Raw genomic sequence first — 12,807 nt, 5'->3', positions numbered from 1 at the left:
GCTGTACAGGCATGGACGATCTGTCTGCTGCTGCGCTTTAAGCCGGCAGGCAGACCGGGATTCTGTACGGACAGAAGAGCCATACGGCACAGAGGTGCTGCTATGGCTTTTCTACAGTTTAAAAATACAGCTAGAGGAGGTGCGGCATGAGAGACAGAACCCGGATGTGGGCGATAACGCTGATGATGATCGGCATCGCTCTGATTGCTTTTAGATGGATGGGCTTCTTTACGATTGTCGCACTTGTCCTGCTGGTGTATGGCGTGTATAAGATTCGGCAGGGGGACAACGTCAGAACCGGCTATATTCTGCTGACCGTGGGCAGCGGCATTATTTTGCTCGATCATCTGCTGCTGGTGATCACGATATTGGCCATTTCGCTTGGGGTCTTCTACGCCAAGGCTAGAAAGGCCAGACCCGACAGGGACTATATGCAAAAACATAACTTTGTGCAAAGCATTCATTGGGACCGGGATCCGTGGGTCCTGCGAAACATCGGCATGATGCACGTGCTCGGCGAACTGGATGTGGATTTATCGCTGGCCATTGTGGAGGACGGAGACCATATTTTGATGTTTCAAGGAGTTGTCGGCGACCTTGATCTCGTCTTATCTGAGGATTATGGCGTGGAGATCGACGCTTTTGTGTTCTTCGGGCGGATCGGCCTGGGCAGGGAATCGGATACCGGCTTAATGAACCGTATTCATTGGCGTTCCCCGAACTATGAGCAAAGCGAACAAAAGGTGAAAATTATCGTCTCTTACCTGGTAGGGGATGTAGATATACGAATTAACAACTGACAGGAGGGTCTAGATCCGATGAGAAGAAGGAAGCCTGTGAATCTCGTTTCACGCAGCATGCGGGACGGGATTCTCCTGTCTCTATTTCTGCTGGCTGTGATTCTGTACGTTCTTAATACATACGGCTATTTGAATTTGGACAGTTCCTGGAGGCAGGCGGTCATTGCCGGATTGACGCTGGCGGTGGTGCTGGTGGTTGTTGGCGCCGCGTATGGCTTCTATGATGTCTACCGGATCAAACGCCGATTGGATCTGCTCCGCAGCTCCCTGCTGCAATGGGAGAAGGGCAACTTGTCCCGAACGGTGCCCAAGCTTGGTGAGGACGAGGTCGGACAGCTGAGCGAGCAGCTTGAGCGGCTCGGCAAACGTTGGGAGGAGCAGGTAACTTCTCTGCAGAGACTCTCTACCAACAACGCCCAGCTTGCGGAACAGGCCCGGGTATCGGCAATCGTAGAGGAGAGGCAACGGTTGGCGCGTGAGCTGCATGATGCGGTATCCCAGCAGCTGTTTGCGATTTCGATGACGGCGACGGCGGTAAGGCGGACGCTGGAAAAAGATTTCGACAAAGCCCAGCGGCAGGTGGAGCTGATCGAGGAGATGGCTTCGGTCGCCCAGTCGGAAATGCGCGCGCTGCTGCTGCATCTGCGCCCGGTCTATCTGGAGGGCAAGGAGCTGACGCAGGGCGTCGAGGAGCTTGTCCGCGAACTTAAAACCAAAGTGCCAATGGACATTGTGCTGGAGATGGACCGTGACCTCAGTTTGGTCAAAGGGATCGAAAACCATCTGTTCCGGATCATCCAGGAGGCGATGTCCAATACGCTGCGGCATGCGAAAGCCGAGCGAATGGAAATCCGGATTTTTAGACGGGGCGATGCGGTGCGGGTTATTTTGCGGGATAACGGGGTCGGTTTCGAACTGGATGATGCGAAGCAGGCCTCCTACGGCTTGTCCAATATGCAGGAACGTATCCGGGAGATCGGCGGTTCGATTCAGTTTATTACGGCGCCGGGCAAAGGAACGAGAATTGAAATCACGGTCCCGCTGCTGACGGGAATCGAAGAAAGAAAGGATGACGTGCAGGATGGAGCTTGAATCACCGATTAAGGTTTTGCTGGTCGATGACCACGAGATGGTGCGGATTGGTTTGGCCGCGGTGCTGGGCACCGAAGAAGGCATTGAAGTCGTCGGGGAAGCCAGCAGCGGGGAAGAAGGCATCAGACTGGCGACGGAATACAAGCCGGATGTGGTGCTGATGGATCTGGTCATGGACGGCATGGACGGCATTGAGACGACCCGCCAGCTGCTGAAGCTGTATCCGGACTGCAAAGTGATCGTGTTAACCAGTTATTTGGATGATGAGAAAATGTACCCGGTCATCGAAGCCGGCGCTTTCAGTTACCTGCTTAAAACGTCGCGGGCAACGGAAATCGCCGATGCGATCCGGGCCGCTGCCCGGGGACAATCCGTGCTGGAATCCCAGGTTGCATCGAAAATGATGAACCGCTTCCGCCAGCCCAAGCCGGCGGCTCCTGCCCATGAGGAATTGACCGAACGCGAAATGGACGTGCTTCGTCTGCTCGCTCAGGGGAAATCCAATCAGGATATCGCGGATGATCTGATTATCGGCGTCAAAACAGTCAAATTTCACGTCACGAACATTTTGGCGAAGCTTGGAGTAGAGGACCGGACACAGGCCGCGATTTACGCCTACAAGAACGGACTGGCCGAGTAGACAAGAACCCGGGAAATTGCGAAAATCAGGCAATAAATGAGAGAAAAAGAGTAGAGGTAGAGAAGAGAAAGACCCAAAGAAAGACAGAAATCCGCAGCAGAACCAGGCCGTTTGGGGCGTATTTAACCCGGACGGCTTTTTATAAAAATCGGACAATTTTAAAACAAATCGTGCATTGCTCTTATACCAACTGCCATCCTGAATTGTTATGCTGATAATGTAAAAAGACAACTTACGGAGGGGTTAAACGAATGATAAGATGGAAGCGTTCTCTTTCGATCCTGGTCATGGCCGTTCTGGTAGGTGCACTTACGGCCTGCGGCAGTTCCGACAATGCCAAGAACAATGCGTCTGGGAATTCCGGTTCGGGCAGCCAAACGGAGGCGTCTGCGGACACGGGCAGCAGTCCGGTGAAGCTGCGCATTATGTGGTGGGGTTCCCAGGACCGGCATGAAGCTACTCTGGCAGCGCTGGACTTGTATACAAAAAATAATCCGAATGTCACCTTTGAACCTGAATATTCCGGTATGGAAGGGTACCTGGATAAATTGTCTACACAGGCTGCGGCTAAAAATGCGCCGGACATTATCCAGCTTGATCCGGGCTGGGTGCCAGACTGGGCAGGCCGTGGTCAGTTAGCCGAACTGACGTCTTCGGAAGTTGACGTCAGCAAGTTTGATCCAAATCTGCTGGTCGGCGGACAGTCTGACGGCAAACAATACGCGATTCCGATGGGATCGGTTGCCTTCGGCATGATTTTCGACAAAGCCGCTATGGATAAACTGGGCATTCAAAGTCCGGACAATGGCTGGACGTGGGACGATTTCTTCACGCTGGCGAAGGAAAGCAAATCCAAGCTGCCTAGCGGACAATATTTCACGCTGGACTACGCAGGCAACTACTTTATGTATTCCGCGTTCCAGTACAGCAAAGGCAAAGGACCTGTTGTTACCGATGACGGTCATTTCAACATCGACAAGGATACGTTCCTTGAGTGGACGAAGCAGTTTGAAGAGCTGCGTAATGAAGGACTGGTACCGCCAGCAGATGTTAATGCCTCTGACAAAGAGTTCGACCCGCAAATGGACTTGATGGTAGCCGGTAAAATTTTGATGCGCTACGGTTTCTCCAACAACCTGGTTTCCTGGGACAGCTTGAAGCCTGGCGCCTATGCGCTGGTGACGATGCCTCGCTCCGATGAAGCCGGCGGCTGGATTAAACCTTCCATGTTCCTGGGGGTATCCGCCGATTCGAAACAACAGGCAGAAGCCAAGAAATTTGTTAACTGGCTGCTGAACGATCCGGAAGCGGCGAAAGTGCTGAAGACTTCGCGCGGTCTGCCGGTGAACAAAGATAACGCAACGCTGCTCGAATCAACCATGAGTGATCTGGATAAAGCAGGCCTTGCTCTGCTCCGGGCAACTGAACCTGATGGTCAGACCTGGACGGCGGGAGCGGGCGGCTGGACGAACTTCATTGATAAGGACTGGGCGCTTGTCCGCGACGAGCTCAGCTTTAAGAAAGTGACGCCTGAGCAAGCCTTTGATGAACTGAAGGATGCTTCTACAGCTTACGAAAAATAATTTAAAAAACGCCAAAGCCCGGAACAGCTGTGTTCCGGGCCTTGCGTTTGAAGTGAGGTGGACGATTTGGCTCTGCCGATCAAAGAGGTGCTGACCTGGCTGACGACCGAGCAGGCTCAAGGACCGGAGCAAACGGTGGACGGACTGAAAGCGGGTGACGAAACCGCCGTGGTAAACGGGATAGCCGTTGCTTTTATGGCCACTCATTCTGTGATCAGCCAGGCGGCAACGCTGGATGCCAATCTGCTGATTACTCATGAAGGCTTGTACTTCAGTCATCACGATCCGGCTGATTTAGATGATCTAGGCCCTGTATACCGGGAAAAGCACAAGCTGATCGAATCGTCGGGCTTGGCTGTCTTCCGGCTGCACGACTACGTCCATCGCTACCAGCCGGACGGCATCACGGAAGGATTGATTCAGGAGCTGGGCTGGGAGCCGTATATCGTGGATAGGCAGCCCGTGTCGGCGATAGCGGAAATACCGCCGATGCCGCTGGAGGAAGTTGCGAGACAAGTAAAGGAGAAGCTGGACCTTCCGTTTGTCCGGGCCGTTGGCGACCCGGCCATGCCGTGCCGCCGTATCGGTCTGCTGGTCGGGTACCGCGGCGGAGGCGGTCAGGCGATCCCTTTATTCGAGCGGGAGCATTTGGATTTGATCATCGCCGGCGAAGGGCCGGAGTGGGAGACTCCGGAGTATGTCCGTGATGCCTGCAGTCAAGGCAGGCCAAAGGCATTGCTGCTGCTGGGACACGCGCAAAGCGAAGAGCCGGGTATGAAGCTGCTTGCGAAGCGGCTTAAGGAGAAATTCGCGGACGTTCCGGTACATTATATCCCGGGCGATCCTTTATTTAAGTGGATATAGCGAATTTAACAGGATACAATCCGAGGAGGAAGAAGCGATGAGTATACCGGAACAAGTACATGGGGAAGATGGTTATTTGGCTTGGCTGCCTTACCGTAGGCAGGAGACCGCCGAGTGGCTTAAGCGATACAAGGCCTACCGCCAGATTGTTGTAGCTGGAGCTCCCGAGGACGGAGGAGCCGCTGTGATTCATTCAGCTGCTGCCGAGCTTGCTCGGGGGCTGGAAGGCATGTCAGGCCTGTCTGCGGCTGTTGTAAATGCAGGAGAGGTGCCGGACTCGGAAGCATACATACAACTGGCGTTGTTTGGCAGTAATCCGGAGATTGACGGGCTGTTTCCAGAGGCCGTCATAACCGAGATCGGTGCTGAAGGTTTTGCAATCCAAACGGATGCTCATACAGGCCGGATCGTGATAGCGGCTGCAGCGCCTGCGGGCCTGCTCTACGGGGCGTTTCATCTGCTGCGGTTATTCGGAACAGGCCAATCCGTGAACGGCTTGAATATCCGGGAGAACCCGGTCAATCCGCTTCGCATGATCAACCATTGGGATAACATGGACGGCTCGATCGAGCGGGGGTATGCCGGTAAATCGATCTTCTTTGAAAATAACCGCTTCAAAGCGGACAAGGAGCGCATCCGCGATTATGCACGCCTGCTGGCTTCCGTTGGCATTAACGCCGTATCCATCAACAACGTTAATGTCCACAAGCAGGAGACGCTGCTGATTACGGACGAGTTTCTGCCGGACGTGGCCGAGGTTGCTGCGATCTTCCGCGACTTTGCCGTGAAGCTGTTTCTAAGCGTGAACTACGCCGCTCCGCTGGAAATGGGCGAATTGCCTACGGCGGACCCTTTGGACCCGGCTGTCCAGGAATGGTGGCAGCACCGGATAAAAGATGTGTATAGCGCGATTCCGGACTTCGGCGGCTATGTGGTCAAAGCCGATTCGGAGAACCGGCCTGGCCCGTTCACATATGGCCGCGATCATGCCGACGGGGCCAACATGCTGGCCGAAGCGCTTGATCCTTTCGGCGGAATCGTGATTTGGCGCTGCTTTGTCTACAACTGCAAGCAGGACTGGCGGGACCGCAAGACGGACCGGGCAAAAGCGGCATACGATCACTTCAAGCCTTTGGACGGACGGTTTAAGGACAATGTTGTGCTGCAGGTCAAGAACGGCCCGATCGACTTCCAGGTACGTGAGCCAATATCGCCTCTGCTGGGCGCGATGCCGTCTACCCATCAGGTGCTGGAGCTGCAGATTACACAGGAATATACGGGCCAGCAGCGGCATTTGTGTTATCTGGTGCCGCAGTGGAAGGAGATACTGGACTTTGATACTTATCTCAAAGGAGAAGGCTCGACTGTGAAGCGGATTGCCAGTGGAGAGCTGCATGGCAGCCGCCTGGCGGGCATTGCCGCCGTCTCGAATATCGGGGATGACACGAACTGGACCGGCCATCTGCTGGCTCAGGCCAACCTGTACGGCTATGGGCGTTTGATCTGGAATCCCGGGCTGACTTCCCCGGAGATCGCCGAGGAATGGATCAGGCTTACCTTCGGCAACGGCAGCGAGCAGCTAATCCGTACGGTTCAGCAGATGCTGCTGGACTCCTGGGGGATCTACGAATCTTATACGGCGCCGCTAGGCGTAGGGTTTATGGTCAATCCCGATCATCACTACGGCCCGAATGTAGAGGGCTACGAATATTCGATGTGGGGCACTTATCATTTTGCGGATTGGCAGGGCATCGGCGTGGACCGGACGAAAGCGACGGGAACGGGATATACCGGGCAGTATGCAGGCTCTAATTGCGAGCGGTATGAATCGCTGGAGACCTGTCCGGATGAGCTGCTGCTGTTCTTCCATCATGTTCCGTATACCCATAAGCTCCACTCCGGGAAGACGGTGATCCAGCATATTTACGACACCCATTTTGAAGGTGCAGAGCAGGCCGAACGTTTTGCCGCCGAGTGGGAAGCCTTGGCCGGAAGCATAGAAGAAGGGCTGCACCAACAGGTGGCTGAGCGGTTGGCCGAGCAGGCTGAGCACGCCAAGGAATGGCGCGACCGGATCAATACGTATTTCTACCGGAGATGCGGGATTGCCGACGAACAGGGACGGACGATTTATTAATCGAGAGACCTTGGGTTTGGGGCCCAATGCCTTGTGCCGAGTGCTGGAGGTCAGGTGCCGGGTGCTGCCAGGCAAAAGGAGAATAAGCGAAGAAGAGGCGCGGACATCGTGCTTCTTCTTTTTTTCGTTATATTTTGAAAGAATTCAAACATTACCCTCATTTCAACAGCTCTGGCTTGCCTATATATTTAGAGTATAAAACTGACTACAGGAAGTGATTGCACATGAACCGTACCGCAGCCGTAACCTCAGGCACGGCCCCCAAAGTCAAGAAGCCCCGGTCTTTAAACCGCAGCTGGAAGACATCCGTGGCAGGTTATCTGTTCATTTCACCTTGGCTGATCGGCTTCTTAGGGCTGACAGCTTATCCGATGTTCTTATCGCTGTATTACTCCTTTACCGATTATACGCTGCTGGAGCCCATTAATTGGGTCGGAACCCGGAACTACGAACGCATCTTCATGAATGACCCGAAATTCGTCCAATCGGTGGGCGTCACGTTCAAATATGTAATCGCTTCCGTTCCGGTGAAGCTGATTGCTGCACTCCTTGTCGCCATGGTGCTGAACCGTGCTGTAAGAGGGATTACCTTTTACCGGACGGCGATTTATTTCCCTTCGCTGATCGGAGGCAGCATTGCCGTTTCGCTGCTGTGGCGGAATATTTTTGGCGTTGACGGCATCTTTAACAAAATCTTGGCTGTGTTCGGGATCGAAGGCAAAGGCTGGATTACCAGCCCCGATTCGGCGCTGTGGACCCTGATTCTGCTGGCCGCCTGGCAATTCGGCTCGACGATGGTGATTTTCCTGGCCGGTCTGAAGCAAATTCCAAATGACCTGTACGAGGCTTCATCCGTAGACGGCGCCAACCGGTTTGTCCAGTTCTTCCGGATCACCTTGCCGATGCTGTCGCCGATCATGTATTTCAACCTGATTATGGCGGTCATCAATTCCTTTCAAATGTTCACCTCTGCTTTCGTTATCACAAACGGCGGACCTGTGAATTCCACGTATGTGTACGCGCTTTATCTGTATGAACGGGCATTCAGCCGCTACCAGCTCGGTTATTCTTCGGCGCTGGCCTGGATCATGCTGGTCATCATCGTTATCGCGGCTCTCATTATCGCCGGCACTTCGCGTTACTGGGTGTTCTATGAAACGGAGCCGGAAGGGAGGAAGCAGAAATGACCAAACAAGGAAAAGCGATGGTCCGCCACGTTGTTATGATCCTATTCAGCGTCATCATGGTCTATCCGGTCCTTTGGTGGATCGGCGCCGCGTTCAAAACGAATCAGGAGCTGAGCTCGCCGAATATTTTCCCTTCCGCTCCGACTTGGAGCAACTTCACGAAAGGCTGGCATTCGGTTCCCGGTCATTCGTTTACCGATTTCTATCTCAATACCTTTCAGCTCGAAGCCGCCGTTCTCGTTGCGACCCTGATCTCCTGCACGCTTGTGGCGTTCGGGTTCGCGCGAATGGATTTCCCGCTTAAGAATTTCTGGTTCTCGCTGCTGATGCTGACCTTGATGCTGCCGGGCCAGGTGCTGATCATTCCGCAGTACGCGCTGTTTCACCAGCTTGGCTGGGTCAACACTTACCTTCCGTTCATCGTGCCGCATCTGCTGGCCGGCGGAGCGGGCGGAACCTTCTTCGTCTTCCTGCTGATCCAGTTTGTGCGGGGCATCCCCAAAGAGCTCGACGAGTCGGCGAAGATCGACGGCTGTTCGTGGTTCGGGATTTACTGGCGGGTGGTCATGCCTTTGACGAAGCCGGCGATCGTAACCGTAACGATCTTCTGTTTCTTGTGGAACTGGGATGATTTCCTCGGCCACCTGCTGTATCTGAACTCCGTGGACAAATATACGGTCGGGCTTGCGCTGCGCATGATCAACGATTCGCAATCGGCCCAGCAGTGGGGACAACTGCTTGCCATGGCGCTCGTTTCGATCCTGCCGGCTACAATCGTCTTTATGTTCCTTCAAAAGTATTTCGTAGAAGGGATTGCCACAACGGGCATTAAGGGATAAAGTGAACTCGAAATCGGGTTTCTCCAGAGGTAAAGCGGGGGTTCTGACGATCTCCTGCTTTGCCGTTTTCTGCTTATGAACCGCCCGGAAGGAGTGAAGCGGCCTGTGCCTGCATCTGTGACTAATCCCTTTAAGAAATACCGGATCGACCGGCTGTTTTTCCAGAGTTTTGCTCTGGTCATCATCATTTTTATCGCTTTGATCGCCTGGACAGGCTACAGCTTGTCTTCCAAATCGCTGGTCAGAACCACCTCGCATTACCAGCAGCAGCTGCTGGACGAGCTGAACAACGAGATTACGACCCGGATGGTGACCATCGAGCAGATCTCGTTGTCCACGTCGCGCGACAATGAGCTGATTACGTTCCTGCGGGACAATGGGGACGAATATGACCGCTACCGCAGGTATCAGGGCGTCCAGCATGCCTTGGCCAATCTCACTTATTCCATTCCGCTGATCCAGGGCATTGATTTGTATATGGAGCACCCGTTTCAGGGAGACGACAAGAGCTACATCCAGTTTCATGATTTATCCGAGCTGAAGAAGTGGGATTTGTCCCAGTATTTGCAGAAAAATGATTTCGCCTGGTCGGAAGAACACGAAGTGTCCAGCTTCCAGGGCCATGTTCCGGTGCTGAGCTTTGCCCGGAAGATCATGTATGAGAACACCTATCTGGGGGTTCTGGTCATTCATATCAAAGCCAAAGAAATTCAGACGCTGCTGGCCGGCCATTCCGAAGGCAGCAACCGGATTATGACGGACGGGGAAGGACGGCAGCTGCTCAAGATCGGCAACGTGCTGGATCAGAAGGAGCTGGAGGGCTGGATTGATACCAGAAGGGAGGAGTCTTCCGGTTACGTCCATATTCAAAGCGGCCAGAAACAGGAAGACTCTCTGCTGGTCTACTCCAGGCTGCCGAATTCCAACTGGACGCTGATCGAAATCACATCATGGAAACAGATTACGGCGAGCAGCTTCAGGCTGGCGGAAATTATCGGCTTCATCGGCGTAATTGCCATTCTGTTTGTCCTGCTGCTGACCCATTTGCTGAGCCGCCAGTTCACCAAACCGATCAAAAAGCTGGTGACGGCGATGCGGATGTATTCGGTCGGCGGGCAGCAGCCGGAGCTTCCGACCGATTACGAAAATGAATTCGGCTACCTGTTCGCCGGTTACCGCAAGCAGAATGAGCGGATTGAGGAGCTTTACCTGTCCCTGCAGCGCCGCTATGAGCAGCAGCGAAAAGCCGAGATTGAGGCCCTGCAGGCCAATATCAATCCTCATTTTCTATATAATATGCTGGACCAGCTGAACTGGATGGCCATCGAAGCCGGACAGGATGAGCTCAGCCGGATTCTGGAACTGACGGGCCGCATGTTCCGGATCGGCTTGTCCAACGGCGACAGCTTTATTCCGATCAGCGAGGAGCTGGTGCATATTGAAAGTTATCTGGAAATCCAGCAGCTGCGCCGCAGCGGAGGGCTTGATTATACGATTGAAGTTCCCGAGGAGCTGGGCGTCTATTACATGCCTAAGCTGACCCTCCAGCCGTTTGTGGAGAACTCGATTGTACACGGATTCAACAAACAATCCCACGGCCATATCCGGATTCGGATGGAGCATGACAACGAACGGCTGCGGATTGTGATTGAGGATAACGGGACAGGGCTGAAACGGATTCCCCCCGAAACACCGCCTCAAGCGCAGAAGCGGCGGACCGGCGGGTACGGCATCCGCAATGTAAAGGAGCGGATTGACGGTTATTTCGGGAACGGTTATGGTGTCAAGCTGTCCGAGCGTCCGGAGGGGGGGACGAAGGTGGATATCGTGCTGCCTTTGCTGGCTCATCCTCCAAACAAAGAGGAAAGCGCTTCATAATCCCGTGTTATTCTGCAATAGATCGTGTATTCGTCATCTGTTAACCCCAGGGGTTCGTTGCTAGGATAGAGATCGAAAATGCGCCCCCATATACCTTGGTCATCACTGCCGAAATTAAGGGAGGAATGCGTCGTGTGGAGAATCGCGATTGTGGACGATGAACGTCATGTGCTTCAGGGCATGAAGCGGGTCATTCCATGGGATGAACTGCAGGCGGAGTGGGCCTGGGAGGCCTTGAACGGGGCGGATGGACTGGAAATGACCCGTCTCTCGCAGCCGGACGTCATCATTACCGATATTTATATGCCCGAAATGAACGGGCTGGATATGATAGAGCGGATCAGACAGGAAGGTTATAACGGCAAGATTATTATTTTAAGCGGTTATTCGGATTTCGAGCATGCCAGACAGGCGCTGAGGTATCAGGTCAGCGATTACGTCTCCAAGCCGATCAGCGTGCCGACTCTGAAAGCCATATTAACCAAAGTCATCAACGAGCTGTCGGAGGAGGAAGAGAGCCGGTTAAGACGGCTGGAGCTGGAGCAGACGATGGTCCAATACAAACCGTTTATCGAAAAAGAATGGGTCCGTTCTGCCGCAATCGGAACTTTGGAGAGGAACCGGGACGGAGCGGCTTATTTGCCGGAACCGTATACTTACTGGACCGACTGCAGCCATGTTACCCTCGGCATTGATCTGGTGCGCAAGGATTGGGCGCGGACTTTGTCCGTATCCGATTGGAATTTGTTCCGGTTTGCAATCGGGAACATTGCCTGCGAGGTCGCACGTCAAGGGTTCCCGAACATGGAATATACGGAGCTGCACAGCACCCGGGCTTTGCTTGTGCTTCACCCGCCAAGCGGGGCCGGGCAGCAGGAAGGTATGACGCAAAGTCTGAGGGGGCTCGGCATACAGCTGATCGACAGCATCAAAAGCTGTCTCAAGCTGGAGGTCCGCATCGGCATCGGGAGATTCAAAGAAGCTTGGACGGATATTCCTTATTCTACGGACGAAGCTTTCCAGGCTATCGAACTAAAGCAGGAGCGGTTAAGCCCGGGTTATGAGCTGTACAGGTATCCGGCGGAGATCCGGACGGAGCAGCCGGATGCGGCCCCGTTGCTGCCGGCGAAGTTTCTGTACAAACTGGCAGGGGCGGTTAAAGCTTCCCAGGAGCTGGAGGCCGTCCAGCTGATCAGCGAATATATTACCGAGCTTAAAGCCAGCAAAGACTTGATTACGAAGGACTATGTGCAGCTTCTGGGCAGCGAGCTTTGGGGGATCGTGACTTATTCCTTGTACGAGTCGGGACTGGCGGTGGAGGAGCTGTTCTCCGGCGACCAAATCGCCAAGGAGCTGATGAGTCTGTCCGAGCCCGATCAATTGACGGAATGGCTGTCCGGCAAAATCGGCGCCATCATCCACGACCGGCAGTGGAAGGGCAGCAGCAAACACCGGCAAATCGTGGATTTCATGACCCGTTACATCCATGAGCATTATGCGGAGGATGTGACGCTGGCCGATTTGTCCGATATGGTGTACATTTCGCGCAACCACCTGTCGATTATTTTTAAAAATATTACGGGCGAGACCTTCAACACGTATCTGACCCGGGTGCGGATCGAGAAAGCGCGGGAGCTGCTCTTGGAACGGAAGATGCTGGTCTATGAGGTGGCCGAACGGGTCGGCTACAAAAACATCCCGTATTTCAGCACGCTGTTCAAAAAGATTACGGGGCAGAATCCTACTGAACTTATTAAATAACGGAATGAAATTTCGGGTGTTCCTAT

General features: G+C 53.9%; 10 protein-coding genes. All 10 read left to right on the top strand.

The window, feature by feature from the left end; genetic code table 11:
- Positions 1-146: 146 nt before the first annotated feature.
- Positions 147-800, top strand: coding sequence for a cell wall-active antibiotics response protein LiaF (gene liaF / locus CBE73_RS10215; protein ID WP_094094142.1), 654 nt, complete (start codon positions 147-149; stop codon positions 798-800).
- An 18-nt stretch (positions 801-818) separates the two neighbouring features.
- The gene (locus tag CBE73_RS10210) at positions 819-1,892 is read left to right on the top strand and encodes a sensor histidine kinase (protein WP_094094141.1); all 1,074 of its coding nucleotides are present in this window, start codon (positions 819-821) and stop codon (positions 1,890-1,892) included.
- The gene (locus CBE73_RS10205) at positions 1,882-2,532 is read left to right on the top strand and encodes a response regulator (RefSeq protein ID WP_094094140.1); all 651 of its coding nucleotides are present in this window, start codon (positions 1,882-1,884) and stop codon (positions 2,530-2,532) included. Before CBE73_RS10210 ends, CBE73_RS10205 begins: the two co-directional genes overlap by 11 nt.
- A gap of 251 nt (positions 2,533-2,783) precedes the next feature.
- Complete coding sequence (locus CBE73_RS10200) at positions 2,784-4,115, top strand: ABC transporter substrate-binding protein (RefSeq protein WP_094094139.1); 1,332 nt, start codon at positions 2,784-2,786, stop codon at positions 4,113-4,115.
- Positions 4,116-4,172: 57 nt separating this feature from the next.
- On the top strand, positions 4,173-4,979 hold the full coding sequence (locus CBE73_RS10195; RefSeq protein WP_342351913.1) for a Nif3-like dinuclear metal center hexameric protein: 807 nt from the start codon (positions 4,173-4,175) through the stop codon (positions 4,977-4,979).
- 37 nt (positions 4,980-5,016) lie between these two features.
- On the top strand, positions 5,017-7,116 hold the full coding sequence (locus CBE73_RS10190) for an alpha-glucuronidase family glycosyl hydrolase (RefSeq protein WP_094094137.1): 2,100 nt from the start codon (positions 5,017-5,019) through the stop codon (positions 7,114-7,116).
- Between the two features lie 224 nt (positions 7,117-7,340).
- Entirely contained in the window at positions 7,341-8,303 is a 963-nt protein-coding gene (locus CBE73_RS10185; RefSeq protein ID WP_094094136.1) for a carbohydrate ABC transporter permease, read from the top strand.
- Positions 8,300-9,142, top strand: coding sequence for a carbohydrate ABC transporter permease (locus CBE73_RS10180; protein ID WP_094094135.1), 843 nt, complete (start codon positions 8,300-8,302; stop codon positions 9,140-9,142). The genes CBE73_RS10185 and CBE73_RS10180 overlap by 4 nt, the downstream gene beginning before the upstream one ends.
- A 117-nt stretch (positions 9,143-9,259) precedes the next feature.
- On the top strand, positions 9,260-11,020 hold the full coding sequence (locus CBE73_RS10175) for a cache domain-containing sensor histidine kinase (RefSeq protein WP_094096245.1): 1,761 nt from the start codon (positions 9,260-9,262) through the stop codon (positions 11,018-11,020).
- Positions 11,021-11,152: 132 nt separating this feature from the next.
- Positions 11,153-12,781, top strand: coding sequence for a response regulator transcription factor (locus tag CBE73_RS10170; RefSeq protein ID WP_068697718.1), 1,629 nt, complete (start codon positions 11,153-11,155; stop codon positions 12,779-12,781).
- Positions 12,782-12,807 lie beyond the last annotated feature (26 nt).

Source organism: Paenibacillus physcomitrellae, from assembly GCF_002240225.1.
Taxonomy (GTDB): domain Bacteria; phylum Bacillota; class Bacilli; order Paenibacillales; family Paenibacillaceae; genus Fontibacillus; species Fontibacillus physcomitrellae.
This window is presented reverse-complemented; position numbering and strand designations above follow the sequence as displayed.

Excerpts from the sequence above, each read along its gene's own strand:
- CBE73_RS10185 (WP_094094136.1), top strand. The coding sequence starts at position 7,341 with ATGAACCGTACCGCAGCCGTAACCTCAGGCACGGCCCCCAAAGTCAAG.
- liaF (WP_094094142.1), top strand. The coding sequence starts at position 147 with ATGAGAGACAGAACCCGGATGTGGGCGATAACGCTGATGATGATCGGC.
- CBE73_RS10200 (WP_094094139.1), top strand. The coding sequence starts at position 2,784 with ATGATAAGATGGAAGCGTTCTCTTTCGATCCTGGTCATGGCCGTTCTG.
- CBE73_RS10180 (WP_094094135.1), top strand. The coding sequence starts at position 8,300 with ATGACCAAACAAGGAAAAGCGATGGTCCGCCACGTTGTTATGATCCTA.
- CBE73_RS10205 (WP_094094140.1), top strand. The coding sequence starts at position 1,882 with ATGGAGCTTGAATCACCGATTAAGGTTTTGCTGGTCGATGACCACGAG.
- CBE73_RS10210 (WP_094094141.1), top strand. The coding sequence starts at position 819 with ATGAGAAGAAGGAAGCCTGTGAATCTCGTTTCACGCAGCATGCGGGAC.
- CBE73_RS10190 (WP_094094137.1), top strand. The coding sequence starts at position 5,017 with ATGAGTATACCGGAACAAGTACATGGGGAAGATGGTTATTTGGCTTGG.